General features: G+C 74.4%; 17 protein-coding genes. 12 read left to right on the top strand and 5 right to left on the bottom strand.

Annotation, left to right across the window (positions count from 1 at the left end; translation table 11 throughout):
• The first annotated feature begins 9 nt into the window (after window positions 1–9).
• Together AB0873_RS21880 and AB0873_RS21875 are read left to right on the top strand one after the other, a co-directional pair.
• Window positions 10–831, top strand: a complete 822-nt coding sequence (locus AB0873_RS21880; RefSeq protein WP_366601719.1) for a BPL-N domain-containing protein — start codon at window positions 10–12, stop codon at window positions 829–831.
• Window positions 832–920: 89 nt separating this feature from the next.
• Complete coding sequence (locus AB0873_RS21875) at window positions 921–1,307, top strand: DUF4190 domain-containing protein (RefSeq protein ID WP_155331355.1); 387 nt, start codon at window positions 921–923, stop codon at window positions 1,305–1,307.
• 180 nt (window positions 1,308–1,487) lie between these two features.
• Here AB0873_RS21875 and AB0873_RS21870 read toward each other — a convergent pair whose 3' ends face one another.
• On the bottom strand, window positions 1,488–1,976 hold the full coding sequence (locus tag AB0873_RS21870) for a GNAT family N-acetyltransferase (RefSeq protein WP_366601716.1): 489 nt from the start codon (window positions 1,974–1,976) through the stop codon (window positions 1,488–1,490).
• Between the two features lie 99 nt (window positions 1,977–2,075).
• Here AB0873_RS21870 and wrbA point away from each other — a divergent pair, with 99 nt between their 5' ends.
• Window positions 2,076–2,693 (top strand): NAD(P)H:quinone oxidoreductase, encoded by a 618-nt coding sequence (wrbA, locus tag AB0873_RS21865; RefSeq protein ID WP_155331357.1) that lies wholly within the window; start codon window positions 2,076–2,078, stop codon window positions 2,691–2,693.
• An 85-nt stretch (window positions 2,694–2,778) separates the two neighbouring features.
• On the opposite strand, the gene AB0873_RS21860 is transcribed toward wrbA, so the two are convergent.
• On the bottom strand, window positions 2,779–4,692 hold the full coding sequence (locus AB0873_RS21860; protein WP_366601714.1) for a chorismate-binding protein: 1,914 nt from the start codon (window positions 4,690–4,692) through the stop codon (window positions 2,779–2,781).
• 238 nt (window positions 4,693–4,930) lie between these two features.
• On the opposite strand from AB0873_RS21860, the gene AB0873_RS21855 reads away from it, so the two are divergent.
• From AB0873_RS21855 to AB0873_RS21845, 3 genes are all read left to right on the top strand, one after another.
• Window positions 4,931–6,310, top strand: coding sequence for an FGGY family carbohydrate kinase (locus tag AB0873_RS21855; protein WP_366601712.1), 1,380 nt, complete (start codon window positions 4,931–4,933; stop codon window positions 6,308–6,310).
• Between the two features lie 95 nt (window positions 6,311–6,405).
• Entirely contained in the window at window positions 6,406–8,895 is a 2,490-nt protein-coding gene (locus AB0873_RS21850) for a nitrate- and nitrite sensing domain-containing protein (protein ID WP_366601710.1), read from the top strand.
• 5 nt (window positions 8,896–8,900) lie between these two features.
• Complete coding sequence (locus AB0873_RS21845) at window positions 8,901–9,314, top strand: roadblock/LC7 domain-containing protein (protein WP_230689074.1); 414 nt, start codon at window positions 8,901–8,903, stop codon at window positions 9,312–9,314.
• A gap of 51 nt (window positions 9,315–9,365) precedes the next feature.
• On the opposite strand, the gene AB0873_RS21840 is transcribed toward AB0873_RS21845, so the two are convergent.
• Entirely contained in the window at window positions 9,366–10,844 is a 1,479-nt protein-coding gene (locus AB0873_RS21840; protein ID WP_366601708.1) for a GH1 family beta-glucosidase, read from the bottom strand.
• A gap of 765 nt (window positions 10,845–11,609) precedes the next feature.
• On the opposite strand from AB0873_RS21840, the gene AB0873_RS21835 reads away from it, so the two are divergent.
• Window positions 11,610–14,504: a glycoside hydrolase family 48 protein gene (locus AB0873_RS21835; protein ID WP_366601782.1), complete on the top strand. Its 2,895-nt coding sequence runs from the start codon at window positions 11,610–11,612 to the stop codon at window positions 14,502–14,504.
• A 295-nt stretch (window positions 14,505–14,799) separates the two neighbouring features.
• Here AB0873_RS21835 and AB0873_RS21830 read toward each other — a convergent pair whose 3' ends face one another.
• Window positions 14,800–15,501 carry a DUF3159 domain-containing protein gene (locus AB0873_RS21830; RefSeq protein ID WP_366601706.1) on the bottom strand — a complete coding sequence of 234 codons (702 nt, stop codon included), beginning with the start codon at window positions 15,499–15,501 and terminating at the stop codon, window positions 14,800–14,802.
• 170 nt (window positions 15,502–15,671) lie between these two features.
• Between AB0873_RS21830 and AB0873_RS21825 the strand changes: the two genes are divergently transcribed.
• Complete coding sequence (locus tag AB0873_RS21825) at window positions 15,672–16,553, top strand: phosphatase PAP2 family protein (RefSeq protein WP_366601704.1); 882 nt, start codon at window positions 15,672–15,674, stop codon at window positions 16,551–16,553.
• The gene (locus tag AB0873_RS21820) at window positions 16,550–17,224 is read left to right on the top strand and encodes a maleylpyruvate isomerase N-terminal domain-containing protein (RefSeq protein ID WP_366601780.1); all 675 of its coding nucleotides are present in this window, start codon (window positions 16,550–16,552) and stop codon (window positions 17,222–17,224) included. The genes AB0873_RS21825 and AB0873_RS21820 overlap by 4 nt, the downstream gene beginning before the upstream one ends.
• 50 nt (window positions 17,225–17,274) lie before the next feature.
• On the opposite strand, the gene AB0873_RS21815 is transcribed toward AB0873_RS21820, so the two are convergent.
• A complete protein-coding gene (locus AB0873_RS21815) occupies window positions 17,275–18,156 on the bottom strand; it encodes a DUF1028 domain-containing protein (RefSeq protein ID WP_366601702.1) in 882 nt (293 codons plus the stop codon).
• A gap of 125 nt (window positions 18,157–18,281) precedes the next feature.
• On the opposite strand from AB0873_RS21815, the gene AB0873_RS21810 reads away from it, so the two are divergent.
• The 3 genes from AB0873_RS21810 to AB0873_RS21800 all read left to right on the top strand — a co-directional run bounded on the left by AB0873_RS21810 (window position 18,282) and on the right by AB0873_RS21800 (window position 19,768).
• Complete coding sequence (locus tag AB0873_RS21810) at window positions 18,282–18,641, top strand: SDR family NAD(P)-dependent oxidoreductase (RefSeq protein ID WP_366601700.1); 360 nt, start codon at window positions 18,282–18,284, stop codon at window positions 18,639–18,641.
• Between the two features lie 62 nt (window positions 18,642–18,703).
• Entirely contained in the window at window positions 18,704–19,330 is a 627-nt protein-coding gene (locus AB0873_RS21805) for a M23 family metallopeptidase (RefSeq protein ID WP_366601698.1), read from the top strand.
• A 15-nt stretch (window positions 19,331–19,345) separates the two neighbouring features.
• On the top strand, window positions 19,346–19,768 hold the full coding sequence (locus AB0873_RS21800; RefSeq protein WP_366601696.1) for a nucleotidyltransferase domain-containing protein: 423 nt from the start codon (window positions 19,346–19,348) through the stop codon (window positions 19,766–19,768).
• The last annotated feature ends 63 nt before the right edge of the window (window positions 19,769–19,831 follow it).

Genomic DNA, 19,831 nt, shown 5'->3' with positions numbered 1-19,831 from the left:
CGGAAGGACATGAGGCGGACCGGACCCGGGCTGCTGCTCGACGGGACGCAGAAGATCAGCCGGCGGCGACTCGTGATCGGTCTGGGCGCGGCGGGCGGCCTTGCCACGCTGGGCTGGGCCGGTGTGTCGGCGGTCACGGGGGACCGGGACCGGCCGCTGGCACTGGTCTACCGGGGCCCGGCCGCCTGCTCCGGTTGCGCGGAGGCGGTGGCGGCCCTCCTGCGCAGCGCACCGGCCGGGTTCCGCACCGAGTACTGCGGTCCGGACGAGCGGCGGCAGATCTCGCGGCAGACGCTGGCCGAGGCGGTGGTCTACGCCCAACCCGGCGGCGGCCACGTCAACCCGGCCTGGCGAAGGCTGCGGGGCCACGCCGAGGACATCCGGGACTTCGTCCACAACGGCGGCCACTACCTCGGCTTCTGCCTCGGCGCGTATCTCGCCGCCCGGCCCGGCTTCGGGCTGATCAACGGGGAGGTCGGCCAGTACATCCGCACCGAAGGGGCGAGCGTCGACAACGCCGACGACACGGTGATCCAGGTCCGGTGGCGCGGCCGCCCCCGGTACCTGTACTTCCAGGACGGTCCGACGCTGAATCTGGCTCCGGGGGCGCCGGGCACGGTGCTCGCGACCTACGACAACGGCGCGGCCGCCGCCGTCGTCACCACGTTCGGCGCCGGACGGGTGGGACTGGTCGGCCCCCACCCCGAAGCCGACCGGTCCTGGTACGCCGAGGCACAACTCACCAACCCGGAGGGCGTCCGTTTCGACCTGGGCCATGACCTGATCCGCAGCACGGTGGACGCGACGAGCCCGACCCTCGATCGTGGCTGATCCGGAGCGGTCCGCGGCACGCATAAGCCGGAACGCAGGGGGGATGCGACGGGTGGAGTACGCGCACCCAGCGCGCGGGAAGGAGCGACATGACTGCGTCAAGTGAGCCGGTCCGTGGCGCCGGCGCGCCGGCCCGGACCCGGGGCGGCGCCGGGATGAAGACCAGCGCGGCGGCCACCTTCGCGCTCGTGTTCGGGGTGTCCGGGCTGTTCAGCGTTCTGATCGCGGTGCTGGCGCCGCTCGGTGTGGTGCTCGGCATCATCGGCGTCATCCTCGGCATCGTCGCGCTGCGGATGGCCCGCCGTCCGGAGGTCACCGGCCGGGGCGTCGCGATCGGCGGTCTGGTGCTCAGTGGCCTGGCCGTCCTGATCGGGTTGGCGCTCACCGCCGGGGTGACCACCGTCGTCAACAACGAGGCGGCGGTGGACCGGCTGCAGCAGCAGGTGGACGACCTGCGGGACCGCCTGAACGAGTGACCGTCAGGGGCGGAGGACCCCCGGATCGCGCTACGCCGGTCCACTGCCGGCGCAGCGCGATCCCCCCGTTCGGGCGCACCGGCGTGGCGGTGGCTGCCGGCACCGGTGTGACCAGGATCCCGCCCACCCGCCGTCATGCCGCCGGCACGGAGTGGAACTTGCGGAAATCTTGAGGAGTGTTTACAGGAAGCGGTGCATGACCAGCAGGTCCACGTACCCCTCGGTCGGGTGCCGGAAGCCCTCCGGCACCCGACCGACGACGTCGAAGCCCAGCGACCGCCACAGCGCCACCGCCCGGGTGTTCGTGGCGACGACGGCGTTGAACTGCATCGCGCGGTATCCCTCGGCGCGCGCGAGGTCGAGCACGTACGCGCCGAGCGCCCGCCCCACCCCGCGCCCGCCGGCGGCCGGGTCGACCATGAAGCTGGCGTTCGCCACGTGGCCGCCCGGGCCGGCCTGGTTGGCAACCAGCTTCCCGGACCCGAGGACGGTGCCGTCGGTGTCGACCGCGACCACCACGCGGCCCGGCGGCGGCGCCAGCCACAGCCGGCGGGCCTGTTCCTCGTCCACGTCCCGGGGCCAGGTGTACGTCTCGCCGGCCGCCACGATCTCACGCAGGAACGCCCAGATGCGGGGCCAGTCGTCGGGTGCGGCGTCGCGGATCTCCACCGGACGAGCATGCCATTCTGTCCCGGTCGGCGGCGTTTGCCCCCGCAACTACCGGGTAGACCGCCGGGCTGGCCCGATCGTTGAGGAGGAAGACATCCGATGGCTGCCCGGACGAACGTCGCGGTGATCTATTACAGCGCGACCAGCATCACCTACCAGTTGGCGCAGGCGGTGTGCGAGGCCGCCGGTGACGCCGGCGCCGAGGTGCGGCTGCGCAAGGTGCGCGAGCTGGCGCCGGACGAGGCGATCCGCTCCAACTCCGGCTGGCAGGCGCACCACCTGGAGACCCAGAACGTGCCCGAGGCCCAACTGGACGACATCGCATGGGCCGACGTGGTCATCTTCGGCTCGCCCACCCGGTACGGCATGATCGCCGCTCAGCTCAAGCAGTTCATCGACACGACCGGACCGTTGTGGGCGCAGGGCGCACTGGCCAACAAGGTCTATTCCGGCTTCACCTCGACGGCCACTTCGCACGGTGGCCAGGAGACGACGCTCACCTCGCTGTTCACGATCTTCTACCACTGGGGCGGCGTCGTGGTCACCCCCGCGTACACCGACCCGAGCCAGTTCGTCGCCGGCAACCCGTACGGCGCGTCGCACACCAGCAACAACGGTGAGATCGCGCCGGACAGCCTCGCGCTGGGCGCGGCGGCGCTCACCGCCCGGCGCGCCGTGGAGATCGGGACCGCGCTGAAAAAAGGCCTGGCCGCCTGACCGGGACGACCGGCGGTGCCGGACGGGGGCTCTCGGCCCGCCCGGCAGCGCCGGCCGCCGCCACCTGTACCCCGGAGCGGCGACGCTATGCGCGCGTCGCCGCCGACGGCTCGCTCGGTGCCGGCAACAGCCCGCCGAGCAGTTCGGCGAGGACGTCCACCCCGTCCGCGCTGAGCACCGACTCCGGGTGGAACTGCACGCCGGCCACGCCCGCGCCGCGCAACGCGTGCACCGCACCGTCGGTGGCGTCGCGGGCCACCTCCACCGGCCCGTACGGGGTGTCCAGCCGGTCGGCGTCCGCCCGGGCGGTGAACGTGGAGTAGAAGCCGACCCGTCGCCGCGAGCCGAAGAGCGGCACCGCCCGTTGCAGGCCCTGGTAGGGCGCGTCGCGGCGGTGCAGGGGCAGCCCCAGCAGCCCGCAGAGCAGTTGGTGGCCCAGGCACACCGCCAGGGTCGGCCGGCCGGCGGCGAGCAACCCGGCCAGCAGCCCCCGCATCGCCGCCATCTTCGGCTCGGCCAGGTCCGTCGGGTCGCCCGGACCCGGGCCGACGACGACGAGGTCGTACCCGTCCACGGCGCCCGGCGCGTCCCAGGTGCGCAGGTCCACGGTGAGGCCGAGCGCCCGCAACTGGTGGGCGAGCATGCCGGTGAACGTGTCCTCCCCGTCGACGATCAGCGCATGGCGGCCGGCCAACCCGGGGCGCCCGGAGGCGTCGACCGGCCGCTGGTCGAGCCAGAACCGGGCCAGCGGCGCGTTGCGGGCGGCCAGCGCCGCACGTACCTCGGGGTCGTCGGCGAGTCGGCTCAGCGACCCCGGGGCCGGTACCGGCGCCTGCGGTCCGAGACCCAGCGCGGCGAGCACACCAGCGGCCTTCGCGTGGGTCTCGGCGACCTCCCCCTCGGGTGTCGAGTGGCGGACCAGGGTCGCCCCGACCGGCACCCGCAGCTCGCCGCTGGGGGAGAGCTCGGCGGTACGGATCAGGATCGGGGCGTCCAGCGTCTGCCGGCCGGTGTCGTCCCGGCCGAGCAGCGCCAGCACCCCCGCGTAGTACCGCCGGCCGGTGCGCTCGTGCCGGGCGATGACCCGGCAGGCGTTCTCCATCGGGCTGCCGGTCACCGTCGGGGCGAACATCGTCTCCCGCAGCACCTCGCGGACGTCCTTCGAGCCGCGGCCGGCGAGCAGGTACTCGGTGTGCGCGAGGTGCGACATCTCCTTCAGGTAAGGCCCGACGACCTGCCCACCCCGGTCGGCCACGGTGGCCATCATCTTCAGCTCCTCGTCGAGCACCATGTACAGCTCCTCGACCTCCTTCGGGTCGGCGAGGAAGCGCAGCAGCGCGGCGCGGTCGGCCGCCGCGCCGGTGTGCCGGAAGGTGCCGCTGATCGGGTTCATCATGACCAGCCCGTCGTCGACGCTGACGTGCCGCTCCGGGCTCGCCCCGACCAGGGTGCGGGCGCCGGTGTGGACGACGAAGGTCCAGTACGCGCCGCGTTCCCGCAGCAGCAGCGACCGCAGGGCCGCCAGCGCCGCCCGTAGCGGCGGGCCCTGGACGGTGGCGTGCAGGGTGCGGTGGATGACGAAGTTCGCGCCCTCCCCGCGGCCGATCTCCTCGGCCAGCACCCGACTCACGGTGGCGGCGTACTCGTCGTCCGGGACGTCGAACCGGGCGGCGGTGGTGACCACCGGCGCGGCGGGCAGCGCGTCCACCGCCGCGGCGAGGTCCACCCGGTCGTGCCGTCCGACGGCCAGGCACTCCAGCGGGGTGCCGTCGTCGACACAGGCGAAGCCCCGCTCGGTGACCTGCCGGTACGGCACCAGCGCCAGCGTGCGGGGTCCGGGCGCCCCGTCGGGCAGCGGGATGTCGGCGAGTCGCTCCACCACGTCCACCGTTCCGGTGAACAGGTCCACGTGGTCGGCGCCCTCGCGGCGTACCAGCGCGAACGGGCCGGGATCGACGCCGGCGGCGACGGCGGCGATCAGCTCGGAAAGGTCGGTCATTCGGGTCTCCTCGGGGCCGGTGCCGCCCGGCGGGGCGGTCGGGGTGCCCGGATGAGACCGGCGGCCGCCTCGTCGGGCGGCCGCGTGGGAAGCTACGCGCGGGGGATGGCCGCCGGGTCGGCGGGCCACCAGCAGGACAGGTGCGCGAGCATGCGCCCACCCTACGCGGTCCCCGCCCCGGCCGGAAGCGGACGCGTCAGGCGGCGGGGGACCGACGGGACCGATAACGTGACCGGCGATGAAGATTCTCGCACTCGACCTGGGCACCTCCTCGGTACGCGGCCTCGTGCTGGACGCCGACGCCCGGCCGCTGCCCGGGGCGCTGGCCCGGCGCCGGGTCACCCTGACGGTCGGTGAGGACGGCACCGGCACCCTGGACGCCGTGGGCTACCTGGCCTGTCTGGTCGAGTGCCTGGACGAACTGGCGGCCGGCGGCCACCTCCGCGACGTCCAGCTCGTGGCGGCCTCCGCGCAGTGGCACTCGGTGCTTCCCCTGCGGACCGACGGGACGCCGCTGGGGCCGGTGCTGGCCTGGCTGGACACGCGACCGGAGCCGCCGCCGGGCGCGGCCGGCCCGGCCGACGTGGACGCCTTCCACCAGCGCACCGGCACGTGGTGGCACCGCTGCTACTGGACGGTCCGGCTGCCCTGGCTGCGGGACCGGGCCGCGGGGCGGATCGCCCGCTTCGTCGGCCTGGCCGAGTACGTCTTCGGCGCGCTGCTCGACACCGCGCCCATGTCGATGTCACAGGCGTCCGGCACCGGCCTGCTCGACCTGCGGACCCTCGACTGGGATCCGGAGGCGTGCGCGCTGGCCGGTGCGCACGCCGGGGAGCTGCCCGAGCTGGCACCGGCCGGCTGGCGCGGGCGGCTGCGCCCCGAGCACGCCCGCCGCTGGCCACAGCTCGCCGGCGTGGGCTGGACCGCCCCGGTGGGCGACGGGGCGGCGTCCAACGTCGGCTCCGGCTGCGTCGACCCGACCCGGGTGGCGGTGACCGTGGGCACCTCGGCGGCGGTCCGGATGATCGAGGCCCTTCCGGCGGGAGCCCCACCACCCCGTCTGTCGCCGCAGCTGTGGCGGTACCGGGTGGACCACGACCACGTGGTCACCGGCGCCGCGTACTCCTCCGGGGGCAACCTGTTCGCCTGGGCGAACCGGGAGTTGCGCCTGCCGGCGGGACCCGCCCTGGACGAGGCCCTGGCGCTGGTCCCCGTCGACGGCGGCTCCTCGGCGAACGTCCGGTTCGGTGGCGACCGGCCGCCGGGCGTGGCGCCGGCCGGCTCGGGCGAGGTACGCGGGCTGAGCTTCGGCACGACCTCGGTGGAGATCCTCGCCGGGTTGATGCGTGGCCTGTGCGACCTGGTGGTGGCGGATCTGGCGCTGCTCGAATCCAGGGTGGACGGCCCGGTCGAGGTGGTCCTCGGTGGAGGCGCGGTGGCCGCGTCCCCGTGGTGGCGGGCGGCCTTCGGCGCGGCGCTGGCACCGCGGCGTGTGTGGCACCAGCGCAACCCGGAGATCGGCGCGACGGGCGCGGCCCTCGTCGCACTCGGCCGGGTCGGCGACGCCGCTCGGCTCGCCGACATCGGCCGGACGGACGAGACCGCCTCACCCTCCTGAATCGCAGCGACGCCTGGCCCGTTGACACAGCTCCCGGGGCTGGTTGGATGGACTCCGCTCCTCGGGTCGGAGGAGCGGAAGAGTGGGAGGCGCGTGTGGGGGCAGGTCCGGAGCCGGCGCAGAGCGCGGTGCCGAGCCACCGCCGGCGCCGGTTCGACGTCCGGGTCGTGCCCCATCGGCGGCGGTCCGCGCTGCGCCCGCGCGACTGGCGCATGCGCACCAAGCTCGCCACCGTGCTCGTGATCCCCTCGCTGGCGTTCCTGGTGCTGGCCGCCGTGCAGACGCAGAGCCTGGTCGGGCGCACCACGGCGCTGGGTGACTTCGCCGAGCAGGTCGGCATCGGCCGGGAGATCACCGCCGCCGTGCACGAGCTCCAGCAGGAGCGCGACCGGGCCGCCGGCGAGTTGGGCGCGCTGCGGCGGGCGGGCGACGCGGCCGACCCGAACGCCGCCGTGCTCGCGCTCGCACCGCTGCAGGAGGTGAGCGACCGGGCGATGGGCGAACTCGCCCGGGCCGCCGACCCGCTGGCGTCCGGCGACGCCGGGTGGCGGGTCGCGTACTCGGAGGTGCGGGAGGCGTACGAGCAGGTCGTCGCCATCCGGGCGGCGGTGCCGCAGGGTGTCCTCGGCAGCGACACGATCCTCGGCGCGTACAACCGGGTGGTCGACGCGCTGCTGAACCTGCTGGCGGAGCCGAGCCCCGGCGAGGACCGCCCCACGCTGGGCGACGCGGTCCTGCGGTACGTCCAGCTCGCCCGCGTCAAGGAGTTGACCTCGCGGATCCGGGCCCAGCTCTACGAGGCGGCCCGCGCCGGCGGCTACGGGCTGGAGGACCGCGTCCTCCTGACCGACCTGCGCGCGCAGCAGCTGACCGCGTTGGGCGCGTACCGGGTCGCGGCCACCACCGACCAGGTCCGCCGGTACGACGAGACCTCCGTGGACCCGGCGTTCGTGGCGGCGACCCGGCTGGAGGAGCAGAGCCTGCCGCGCGACGGCGCCGCACCGGTGGTGCTGCCGGCGACCCAGTGGTGGGCGGCCAGCGAGCAGCGCCAGGAGCTGCTCCGGCAGATCGAGGCGTCGGTACTGGAGGACGCGGTCCGGCAGGCCGACGAGGTGAGCGGGGCGCAGCTGCGGACCACCCTGCTGGTCGTCAGCGTGGTCGTCGCGGTGCTGCTGGTGGCGGTGCTCATCTCGCTGCTGGTCGGCCGGTCCATCGCCAGGTCGATGCGCCTGCTGCGCAGCCAGGCCCTGCGGATCGCCCAGATCGAGCTGCCGGAGGCCCTGGACCGGTTGCGGACGGTCACCGGCGGAGTCCCGCCCATCGACGTGGCGCCGGCGGTGATCCGGTCGCTCGACGAGATGGGCGAGCTGGCCGAGGCGTTCGTCGCGGTGCACCGCAGCGCCGTCGGCGTGGCCGTCGAGCAGGCCACGATGCGGCGCAACGTCAACGCCATGTTCGTCAACCTCGCCCGCCGCAGCCAGGTCCTGGTCGAGCGCCAGCTGGAGCTCCTGGACGACCTGGAACGTGAGGAGGACGACCCGGACCAGCTGGAGAACCTGTTCAAGCTGGACCACCTCGCCGCCCGCATGCGGCGTAACGACGAGAGCCTGCTGGTGCTGGCGGGCACCGAGTCGACCCGCCGGTGGAACCGGCCGGTCGGTCTCGGCTCGGTGCTCCTCGCCGCCAGCGCGGAGATCGAGCAGTACCAGCGGGTCCGCCACCACGAGGTGGCCGACCTGCACGTCGTCGGCCACGCCATCGGCGAACTCGTCCACCTGCTGGCCGAGCTGCTGGAGAACGCCACCGCCTTCTCGCGTCCGGACACGACGGTCGAGGTCGTCGCCGTCCGGGAGGCCCGCGGAGCGCTCATCGAGATCGTCGACCACGGTCTCGGCATGAGCCCGACGGCGTTGGCGGAGGCGAACGCCGTTCTCGCCACGCCGCCCGCCGCCGACGTCGCCACCGTGGAGCGGATGGGTCTGTTCGTGGTCAGCCACCTGGCCGCCCGCCTCGGCGTCGAGGTGCGGCTGCACGCCGGGGAGAGCGGCCTGGTGGCCCGCGTCCGGCTGCCCCGGGGGCTGCTGGCCCCGGCACCCGCCGACGAGCCGGAGCCGGCCGGGCTGCCGTCGGCCGGGCCGGCCCGGGGCCGGCGGGGGCCGGTGGAGCTGCCGGTGGCCGGCCGGCGCCCGGAGGCCGTCGTGCCGCGCCAGACGCGTGAGGCGCCGGTACGGGCCGAGGACGTGCTCGCCCCGGCGGCTGACGCGTCCGCCCCGTCCGACGGCGGCTGGTGGACGCGCCAGGGTCCCACCCGGGGCACCGAGGCGCCCGTCACCCCGCCGTCCGCGCCGGTCACCGGTGGCACCAACGACCGCGGTCTGCCCGTCCGGGTGCCGATGGCGCAGCTCGCCGCCGTCACCCAGTCGGCGCGGCCGGAGGAACCGGCGCGACGCCACGACCCGGATCCGGAGGCGGTCGGCGGCATGCTGTCCCGCCTGTACAGCGGGGTCCGCCGGGCCGAGACCGAGGACACCACCGAACTGCCCGTGCCGATGGAGCGCGGGAGCACCGAAGGGGGACAGCAGTGACGACGTTGAGCCAGGAGGCCCGTGACCTGAGCTGGCTGGTCAGCGCGTTCGCGGAGCGGGTGCCGGGGGTGGCGCACGCGGTCGTGGTCTCCTCCGACGGGCTGCTGGTGGCCATCTCCGATCACCTGCCCCGCGACCACGCCGACAAGCTCGCCGCCGTCACCTCCGGCCTGATGAGCATCACCGCCGGCGCGGCGCAGATGTTCGACGGGGACGTGGTCAAGCAGACGGTGGTCGAGATGGGTCGCGGCTACTTCCTGGTGATGCAGGTCCGCGACGGCTCGATCCTGGCCACCCTGGCCGGCGCCGACGCCGACATCGGCGTGGTCGGCTACGAGATGGCGCGGCTGGCCAAGCAGGCGGGGGAGATGCTGACCCCCGCCCTGCGCGCGGAGCTCCAGCAGGCCCTGCCGCGCTGACCGGTTCCCCGCCCGAGACCGCCGGCGGGCCGGCTTCGGGCGGCCCGCCGGTCACAGCCCGCCGGCGGCGATCACCTCGCGGTACCAGTGCGCGCTGCGCTTGGGCACCCGCCGCTGGGTCGGGTAGTCCACGTAGACCAGCCCCCATCGCTGGTCGTACCCCTCGGCCCACTCGAAGTTGTCCAGCAGGGACCAGACGTGGAAGCCCTCCAGCGGTACGCCGGCGGCGAGGGCGCGGTGGGCGGCGGCCAGGTGGTCGCGGAGGAACCGGATCCGTCCGGCGTCGTCGACCGTACCGTCGGCGGCGAGCGTGTCGGGCGTGGGCAGGCCGTTCTCGGTGACGGTCAGCGGCACCGGGCCGTAGTCGCGGGTGACCCGGGTGAGGATGTCGTACATCCCGTCGGGGTGGATCTGCTGCCAGCCGGCCTCCGAGGTCGGCCACCGCCGGACGGTGGTGCCGTCGGCGGTGACGTAGATCGGCGTGTAGTACTGCACCGCCACCAGGTCGACCGGGGCCGAGATGACGCCGAGGTCGCCGTCGCGGATGCCGCGGACCATCCGGCTGTCCGGCCCGAGGTCGGCCAGCACGTCGTCGGGGTAGCGGCCGGTGAGGGCGGAGTCGAGGTACAGCCGGTTCTCGTAGCCGTCGTGCAGCCGGGTGGCCTCGGCCGCGCCGGGTGAGTCGTCGGCCGGGTAGCAGGGGTGCAGGTTGAACGCCGGCCCGATCCGTCCGGTGCCGCCGCCGTCGCGCAGCGCCCGGACGGCGAGGCCGTGCGCGAGCTGAAGGTGGTGGGCCACCAGGTACGCGGCCTGCGGGTCCCGGTGGCCGGGGGCGTGGTGGCCGGAGAGGTAGCCGTTCTGCACGACGGTCTTCGGCTCGTTGATGGTGAGCCAGACCGGCACCCGGTCGTCGAGGGCGCCGAAGACGATGTCGGCGTAGTCCGCGAACCGGTACGCGACCTCCCGGGACTCCCAGCCGCCGGCGTCCTGCAGCGCCTGCGGGAGGTCCCAGTGGAACAGGGTGGCCATCGGCGCGATGCCCCGCTCGTGGAGCCCGTCCACCAGCCGCCGGTAGAAGTCGAGCCCGCGCTGGTTGGGTGCGCCGGTGCCGTCCGCCTGGACGCGGGGCCAGGAGATGGAGAACCGGTAGCTGCGCAGGCCCAGCTCGCGCATCAGGTCGAGGTCCTCGGCGTACCGGTGGTAGTGGTCGGCGGCGAGGTCGCCGGTGTCGCCGTTGCGGGTCCGGCCCGGGGTCCGGCTGAACGTGTCCCAGATCGACTCTCCGCGGCCGTCCTCCTTCGCCGCCCCCTCGATCTGGTACGCGGAGGTGGCCGCACCCCAGCCGAAGCCGGGTGGGAAGCGCAGGCCCGCGGCCGGCGTCGCCGCGCCCTCCGGGTCGTGCGGCCCGTCGCAGCCGGCCAGTACGCCGCCCGCCGCCGTCGCGGCGGCGAGTCCGGCGGTGGTGGCCGCCGTCGCGGTGGCCGAGAGCGCGGCGCGGCGGAGTAGCCGGCGCCGGGTGAGTATCGACATGGGAGTCTCCTCTGGACGTGCCGCCGGGAGCGCTCCCGCAACAGCGCGGGGTGAGCCTCCGGCTCTCCCGGCCGGGAGTCCGGGGCGACGGGAATGTCACGGGCGCGGCGGAGTCGGCCGTTCGCCTCTTTCTCCCACCGTGAACGGGGGTTTAGTGTGGGGACGGGGGAGGGCAACCCCCGTCCCCACCGGTGCTGCACACGCACGTTCGGGATGGGCGTCCAGTCGTGCGTGTCGCGCGGGAGCCGGGCCACGCGAGTGGCTTGAGGATCCACCCCCCTCCATAGTGGTGGGATGATGGCTGGCGGCGGCGTCCGGGCTGGCCCGCCGTCGGCCATCGGGGCCTTCCCGGCACCGGCAGGACCGGGTCCGGGCGATCTTTCTGGTGGAACTTCGTCGATGGAAGCGCTCCCATCGGCGATGGTGCGACTGTAACGCCCGTCACCGCTTTGTGAAAGCCCCAAAACGAGATCGAAACATCGATCTGCTGCAACGCGCCCACTTGCTTGTGGGAGCGCTTCCATGCATGGCACACTGACGCCCGAGCCAGCGTCACGTGAGCGCGGGTCGCCGAGGGCAGCCGGTGCGTCCGGCGCGGCACCCGAGGTGGGACGGCAGGTCACCGTCGCTCCCGCCGGCCCCGGCCCCGCCGGGGAGACCCTCATCCCGGGCGCCTCGCCCACCGGTACGACACCGGCCAGGCGCCCCGCCGGGACCCCGACCCGTCCCGGCCCGGTCCGAGGAGACACCGCGCACATGAGACATCTGGCACGACGTCGCCGGTTGGCGATGGTCGCCGTCACCGCGCTGGCCGTCGGCGGGGTCACCCTGCCCGCCGGCGTCGCGCAGGCCGCTCCGGCCTGCGACGTGGTCTACGCGACCAACGACTGGAGCACCGGCTTCACCGCGAACATCACCATCAGGAACCTCGGCGATCCCGTCAACGGGTGGACGCTGCGGTTCGCCTTCCCCGGCGACCAGCGCATCACGCAGGGCTGGTCGGCAGGGTGGAGCCAGACCGGCAACCAGGTCACCGCCACGAACGAGTCGTGGAACGGCAACCTCGGCACCGGCGCCTCGACGAACATCGGCTTCAACGCCTCGTACAGCGGCACCAACGCGAAGCCGACGTCCTTCTCGGTCAACGGGGTCACCTGCGGCGGGGCGCAGCAGCAGCCGCCCACGGTCGCGCTGAGCGTGCCGGCCGGGCCCTTCGAGGCGCCCGCCGACGTGCCGCTGACCGCCACCGCCAGCGACCCGGACGGGACGATCAGCAAGGTCGAGTTCTACCGCAACGGCCTGCTGGTCAACACCGACACGACGGCCCCCTACGGTTACACCCTGGAGGACCTGCCGGCCGGTGACTACACGGTGCAGGCCAAGGCGTACGACAACGCGAACCTCTCCGCCGTCGCGGAGCAGGCGTTCACCGTCACGCCGGCCTCCGGCCCGCAGCTCGTCGCCACCCCGTCCGCGGTGAGCGTCACCGAGGGCGGGACCTCCACGGTGAACCTGAAACTGACCAGGGCGCCCGCGGCGAACGTCCCGGTGTCCCTCGCCCGCACCGGGGACGCCGACGTCACCGTCGCGCCGACGTCGGTGACGCTCACGCCCAGCAACTGGAGCACCGGCGTGACCGTCACCGTCGCGGCCGCCGAGGACACCGACACCGTCGGCGGCACCGCCACCATCACCGCGTCCGCAAGCGGGTACGCGCCGCTGGCGATCACCGCCACCGAGATCGACAACGACGTGCCGGGTGGCGGCGACGGCGAGTACGTCGAGCGCTTCCTCGCCCAGTACGGCAAGCTCAAGAACTCGGGGTACTTCAGCCCCGAGGGGGTGCCGTACCACTCCATCGAGACGCTGATCGTCGAGGCGCCCGACCACGGGCACGAGACCACCTCGGAGGCGTTCAGCTTCTGGCTGTGGCTGGAGGCCTACTACGGCCGGGTCACGCAGAACTGGGCGCCGTTCAACAACGCCTGGACGGTGATGGAGAAGTACATCATCCCGTCGCACGCCGACCAGCCCACCGCGGGCGCGGCCGGCACCCCGCAGTACGCCGCCGAGCACGACCTGCCCAACCAGTACCCGTCGCAGCTGGAGCCCAACGTGTCGGTGGGCCAGGACCCGCTGCGCTCCGAGCTGCAGTCCACGTACGGCACCGGCGACATCTACGGCATGCACTGGCTGCTCGACGTGGACAACGTCTACGGCTTCGGTCGCTGCGGCGACGGCACCACCCGGCCGGCGTACATCAACACCTTCCAGCGCGGCACCCAGGAGTCGGTGTGGGAGACAGTGCCGCAGCCGTCCTGCGACACCTTCGCCCACGGCGGCCAGTACGGCTACCTCGACCTGTTCATCAAGGAGTCCAACGCCCCGGCGAAGCAGTGGAAGTACACCAACGCGCCGGACGCCGACGCCCGGGCCGTGCAGGCCGCGTACTGGGCCCTGACCTGGGCCAAGGAGCAGGGCAGGGCGGCCGACGTGGCGGCCACCGTCGCCAAGGCCGCGAAGATGGGCGACTACCTGCGGTACGCCATGTTCGACAAGTACTTCAAGAAGATCGGCAACTGCGTCGGCCCCACCGCCTGCCCCGCCGGCAGCGGCAAGGACTCGGCGCACTACCTGCTCTCCTGGTACTACGCCTGGGGCGGCGCGTACGAGCCGAACCAGAACTGGTCCTGGCGGATCGGCTCCAGCCACAACCACTTCGGCTACCAGAATCCGTTCGCCGCGTGGGCGCTGACCAACGTGAACGAGCTGAAGCCGAAGTCGCCGACCGCGGTGGCCGACTGGGAGAAGAGCTTCGAGCGGCAGCTGGAGTTCTACACCTGGCTCCAGTCCGCCGAGGGCGGCATCGCCGGCGGTGCGACCAACAGCTGGGGCGGCCACTACGGCCAGCCGCCGGCTGGCACGTCGACCTTCTACGGCATGTACTACGACGTCGACCCGGTCTACAACGACCCGCCGTCCAACCAGTGGTTCGGCATGCAGGCCTGGTCGATGCAGCGGATCGCCGAGCTGTACCTGGTCACCGGCAACGCGAAGGCCAAGGCGCTGCTCGACAAGTGGGTGCCGTGGGCCATCGCCAACACCACGGTCGGCACCAACTGGTCGATCCCGTCGGACATGCGCTGGACCGGCCAGCCCACCACCTGGAACCCGACCAACCCGCAGCCCAACACCAACCTGCACGTCGAGGTCACGGTGAAGGGTCAGGACGTCGGCGTCGCCGCCGCGTACGCCCGGACCCTCATCGCGTACGCGGCGAAGTCGGGCAACGTGGCCGCGAAGAACACGGCCAAGGGCCTGCTGGACGCGCTGCACGCCGCCAGTGACACCCAGGGCGTGTCGACGGTGGAGAAGCGTGGCGACTACCGGCGCTTCGACGACGTCTACGACGCCAGCACCGGCCAGGGGCTCTACGTCCCGCAGGGCTGGACCGGCGAGATGCCCAACGGCGACGTGGTCGCGCCGGGCAAGAGCTTCGTCGACATCCGGTCGTTCTACAAGAACGACCCGGCCTGGCCGAAGGTGCAGGCGTACCTGAACGGCGGTGCCGAGCCGGAGTTCCGGTACCACCGGTTCTGGGCCCAGGCGGACGTCGCGATGGCGTACGCCGACTACGGAAATTTGTTCCCCGACGGCTGACCGCACACCTCCGGGCGGGCGTCGAGTACGCCCGCCCGGGACCGCCGGCCGGGCGTGGGGGATCGTGACGCCCGCCGGTGGACGGCCTGACTCCCCACGGTCAGGCCGGGGTGGGCCGGCCGTCCGGCCGACGCAGCGGATCGGCCGGCCCACCCCATCACCCGGTTGTGCACAGGGCGCGAAAAAGCCCGAAAAAGGGGCCCGTCGGGGATCACGGACGGGACCGCGACGGAGTAACGTACGTCACCGGAGAGGCCGCTCCCCCCGTGGCGGCCTCTCCCTCATTTTGCGGCCGTCATCGCTCGTGGGCGGTCGTCGCCGGCGCCGCGAGCGTCGCCGGGTCCAACGGGTGGCGCAGGCCGGGATGGCCGGCGGGCAGCGACCGGCGGACGACCACCCAGCTCACCGCGAGCGCGGTCGCCACCAGCGGCCAGGTGAGCGCCACCCGGGCGACGGTCAGCGCGACGACCTGCCCGCCGAGCCACAGCGGCAGGAACACCGCCACCCGCAGCAGGTACGTGGCGGCCCACACCCAGCTACCCCGCCCGTACGCCCGCAGCAGCGCCGGATCCCGCCGCCACCGGCCACGCTGGCGGAGGGCGACGCCGACGAGCACCCCGAGCAGCGGCCAGCGGATCACGATGCTGACCATCCAGGCGAGCGCGCTCGCCGCGTTGGCCACCAGCTGCACCAGGAAGAAGTCCTCGGCGCGGCCGGTCCGCAACGCGACCAGCGCGGCGACGCAGACGGCGAGCAGACCGACCAGCACCGACCGGGGCCGCTGCCCGCGGCGCCACCGCCAGACGGCCACCGCCGCCCCGGTCACCAGCGCGGCGCCCACACCGAGCGGCAGCGACTCCCCGCCGAGCAGCCAGCCCGCCGCGAACGCCACCGGCGGCAACGTGGCGTCGACCGCCCCGCGGCGCCCCCCGAGCAGGTCGGCGAGCGACTCCGGCGGCCTCGCCGGGGTCGTGCCCTGCTCCGGTGTGCTGGTCACCGTTCACCTCCTACCGTCCGCGCCACGAGTGCCGGTCGAAGCGGCGTCCAGGCGCCGGTCACCGGGCCCGGCGCCGGTTGACCGGCACCCGCGGGACACGTCCCAACCTAGTCGTGGAGCGGCGGCGGGCCACCCGGGCGGCGGCTGTGACGTGTCGGTAGGTTGTCGGGGTGCGGACGACGGCGAGGGGCTGGACGGCGGTCTGGTTGGTCGTGCTCGTGCTGGTGCAGGCGGCCGCCTTCCTCGCCGTCTGGCGCGTGGCCGTGCACACCGAGCTGGGCCAGTGGCTCGACACGGTCGCGCTGACCGGCAACCGGATCGGCCAGGACCGCATCGACGGACCGGTCGACCGGATCCTCAACGCCATGTCGGTCGTGTCGCTGCTGGCCGCCACGGCCGTGATCGGCTTCATCGCGCTGATCCGGGGGCGGGTCGCCCTCGCGGTCACCGCCACGCTGCTCATCGTCGGCGCGAACGCCACCACCCAGGCGCTCAAGTACGGGCTCGCCCGGCCGGACTTCGGCGTCGACCCGGAGCGAATCTACGCCGGCAACAGCCTGCCGAGCGGGCACACGACGGTCGCCGCATCGGTCGCGGTGGCGCTTGTGCTCGTCCTGCCCCGTACGATGCGGGCCGCCGGCGCGTTCATCGGGGCGGCGTACGCCGCGGCCGCCGGAGTCGCCACCCTCTCCGCCGGCTGGCACCGGCCCAGCGACGCCGTGGCCGCGTACCTCGTGGTGGGCGTCTGGGCGGCGCTGGGCGGGCTGCTGCTGCTGATCACCCAGCGAGAGCAGGCGCAGGTCGAGTCCGCCGACGCGCACCGGGTCGCCGCCGGCGTGCTCGGCATCGGCGGCGCGCTGGCGGTGGTGGCCTGCGCCCTGGCCCTGACCTGGCTGACCGACCTGCCCCGGGTCGCCGCGGACGAGCTGAGCCGCCGCCCGCTCTTCGTCGGGTACGCGGGCAGCGCCGCCGGGATCGCCGGCACCATGGGCATCGTCATGGCGCTGGTGCTGGTCAGCGTGCACCGCCTCGTCCCACGGATCAAGGGCTGACCGTGCCAGCGGTACACGAGGCGTTCCGGGACGAGTGCGGCCGACTCGTCGACGTGCTCCGCGACCTCACCGAGGACGACCTCGACCGGCCAACCGACTGCCGGCCATGGGCCGTCCGGGACCTGCTCGCGCACGTCCGCACCGGGCTCGGGCGGCTGACCGACATGCTCGCCGCCCCGGCACCGCCCCGGGCGGAGGTGGACGCCGCCGGCTACTTCGGCGCGCCGAAGTTCACCCCGCCCGTCGACGCCGCGCGCATCGACGCCGGCCGCCGCGAGGGCCGGGACCTCACCACCGCGGACCTCGCCGACGACGTGGACCGGGTATGGCGGGCGACCCTCGACGCCGTCGACGCCGAGCCGGCCGGCCGGCTGGTTCGCACCCGGCACGGCGACGCGATGACCGTGGTCGAGTTCCTGCGTACCCGGGTGGTGGAGGTCGGGGTGCACGGCCTGGACCTGGCGGCGGCGCTCGACCGGCCGCCGTGGCTGACCCCGACCGCGGCCGCGGTCGTCGCCGACCTCCTCACCGGCGGCCGGCCGGCGCCGGACGCCCTGGGGTGGGACCGGCTCACGCTGATCCGCAAGGCCACCGGCCGGACACCCCTGACCGGCGCGGAGCGGGCCGCCGTCGACGCCGCCGACTTCCGCTGGCTCTCCTTCGCGCCCTGACCGCCGCGCCGGCGGCGGCCCGTGCCGCCGTCGGGTCGGTGGCGCCCGCGTCAGGAGGCGGGCAGGGCCTCGCCGGCGGGCCGCGGCGCCGGGACGTGCGGGACCGCCTTGCGGAGCTGGTCCAGCACGACCGGGTCGACGCGGCCCGGCACCAGCCGCTCCTCCAGGTTCTCCAGGCCCGCCCACGAGAACAGCGCCTCCTCGGGAGCGGCCGGGTCGGCGGGGTGCCCGAGAGCGGTGAGCAGGGCGGCGACCTCGGCGGCGACCGCGCCGGTGAGGTCGAGCAGGGTCGCCGGGTCGGGCCGGCTGAACAGCAGCGTGTGCACGGCGAGCAGCCGGCCCAGCTCGGCCACCGGGTCGGGATGGTCGTCCACCCGCAGGTCCACCAGGACGTCGCCGGTGCCGCCGTACCCGCCGCCGCGCTCCACCACCAGCAGCCCGGCGCTCTGCCGGCCCCGCCGGTCGCCGCCGGCCTGGTCGCCGGCGCGCAGGGCGGCGACCAGGCGGTCCGGGAACGACAGGGTCGACCCGCCGAGCCAGCCGTCGCGCACCGCGTCGATCACGTGCGGGCCGGCGAGGATGTTGCCCTGCGCTGCCCACCCGTCCCCGGCCTGGCCACCCGCCCAGGGATGGCACGCCGGGCCGGTCCAGGAGGCGCCCGCCCCCCTCGCGCCGACCACGCCGAGCTGCCGGTGCTCGCGCTCCGGATCGGCGGCGACCAGGCCGGCGACCACGTCCGTGGCGGCCACACCGGTACGCAGCAGCGCCAGGCCCTGCGGCCGGTAGGCGAGGTTCACGTGGGCCTGGGTGGCGAGGGCCCCGACCTCGGCCTCGGCGGCCGGAACCAGGGCGCCCGCGGCGAGGAACCTGCTGGCCACGACGACGCCGTGCAGCCGGCCGTCGTCGGAGCGGGCGACGAGCGAGAAGGTCACGCCACGGAGGGTAGCGCGCGGAAGACCGCCCACCGGATCTTGCTCCTCGACGTCGGGAGCCGACATCATCGACGGGTGACGACGCGATGGGGTATGACGGTGCCGCTGGGCGGGGGTGGGTCGCGGTGAACCTGACCGACCGGGTCGTGGTGGTCACCGGCGGCGCCGGGGGTATCGGGTCGGCACTGGCCCGGCGGTTCGCCGCCGAGGGCGCCGCCGCCGTCGTGGTGGCCGACCTGGACGGCGACGCGGCCCGCGCGGTCGCCGGGACCGTCGGGCCGGTCGCGCACCCGGTGCGCGTGGACGTCACCGACGAGGAGCAGGTGAGCGCGCTGGTCGCCGACGCCGAGCGGCGGTACGCCGCCGAGGAGCGCTTCCTGATCCTGCCGCACCCGGAGGTGGCCGCGTACGCCCTCCGCCGCGCCGAGGACCCCGACGGCTGGCAGGCCGGCCTGCGGAAACTGGTCCGCCGCCTCACCGCCTGACGGGTGCCGGGCGGCGAGACCGCTCCCCGGCGGCCTTGCCGGCGTCTGCGATGCTCGGGGCGATGACGACCGACCGAATTGCCCGAAGATCCACCCTCCGGCTGGTCCTGGTGCTCGCCGCGGTCGCGGCCGTCGTCGCGGTCGCCGTGCTCGTCGTGCCGCTGCTGCTCCCGCCGGGCCCGCGCCCGCACTTCCAACTCCCCGTCGCCTGCGGCGAGAGGTGGCGACTCGGCACCTATCCCGGCCACGACGACTACGACGTCGACCTGTTTCCCACGGCGGGCGACCCGTGGGGGCGGCCGGTGCTCGCGTCCGCCGCCGGGAAGGTCACCGTCGCGGGAATCAACGGGTCGCTCGGTGGTCGTACCCCGGGCAACCCGACCGGCCCGCGCGGGCGCGGCGGTGGTTACTGGGTGAAGATCGACCACGGTGGCCGGTGGGAGACGCAGTACCTGCACCTGCTCGAACCGCCGCTGGTCGAGGTCGGCCAGCGCGTCGCCCAGGGCGAGCAGATCGGGCGGGTCGGCAGCACCGGCAACTCCGGCGCGCCGCACCTGCACTACGAGCAGCGGCGCGGCTGGGAGAAGGTCGAGACCTGGTTCGACGGCGCGCCGTCCGGCGTCACCACCGACGACCGGGAGTACTCGGTCACGCTGACCAGCAACAACTGCGTCGACGGCGAACGGTAGGTGTCGGGAGCCCGGATGGTGACGGAGGAGCGGGCCCGGGAGGCGTGGTCGGTGGTCGACCGGGTGGCCGGGTGGGCGGCCGGCCGCGAGGACGTCCGGGGCGTGCTGGTGGTCGGCTCCTGGGCGCGCGGGGCGGCGCGGATGGACTCCGACATCGACATCGTGGTCCTCACCGACGACGTGCGGTACGCCGACGCGGACCTCTGGACCGGTCTGCTCGGCGGCGAGGTGACCCGGCTCGCCGAGTGGGGGCCGCTGCGGGAGATCCGCGTACACCGCCCGTCCGGCTTCGAGGTCGAGATCGGTGTCGCTCCGGTGAGCTGGGCGCGCACCGGGCCGGTCGACGCCGGCACCCGCCGCGTCGTCAGCGACGGGCACCACGCCGTGCACGACCCGGCCGGCCTGCTGGCCGCGCTGTCGGCCGCCTGCGCGCCGTGATCGGATGACGGCCGCCGGTCGACGCGCGGTCTCAACGCCGGCCCACCGTCATTCGCTCACCAC

The sequence above is a fragment of the Micromonospora sp. NPDC047707 genome (genome assembly GCF_040704235.1).
Lineage (GTDB): Bacteria > Actinomycetota > Actinomycetes > Mycobacteriales > Micromonosporaceae > Micromonospora.
This window is presented reverse-complemented; position numbering and strand designations above follow the sequence as displayed.

Coding starts and splice junctions, on each gene's coding strand:
- AB0873_RS21840 (WP_366601708.1), bottom strand. CDS start 10,844: ATGTCGATACTCACCCGGCGCCGGCTACTCCGCCGCGCCGCGCTCTCG.
- wrbA (WP_155331357.1), top strand. CDS start 2,076: ATGGCTGCCCGGACGAACGTCGCGGTGATCTATTACAGCGCGACCAGC.
- AB0873_RS21875 (WP_155331355.1), top strand. CDS start 921: ATGACTGCGTCAAGTGAGCCGGTCCGTGGCGCCGGCGCGCCGGCCCGG.
- AB0873_RS21860 (WP_366601714.1), bottom strand. CDS start 4,692: ATGACCGACCTTTCCGAGCTGATCGCCGCCGTCGCCGCCGGCGTCGAT.
- AB0873_RS21880 (WP_366601719.1), top strand. CDS start 10: ATGAGGCGGACCGGACCCGGGCTGCTGCTCGACGGGACGCAGAAGATC.
- AB0873_RS21855 (WP_366601712.1), top strand. CDS start 4,931: ATGAAGATTCTCGCACTCGACCTGGGCACCTCCTCGGTACGCGGCCTC.
- AB0873_RS21800 (WP_366601696.1), top strand. CDS start 19,346: ATGGTGACGGAGGAGCGGGCCCGGGAGGCGTGGTCGGTGGTCGACCGG.
- AB0873_RS21805 (WP_366601698.1), top strand. CDS start 18,704: ATGACGACCGACCGAATTGCCCGAAGATCCACCCTCCGGCTGGTCCTG.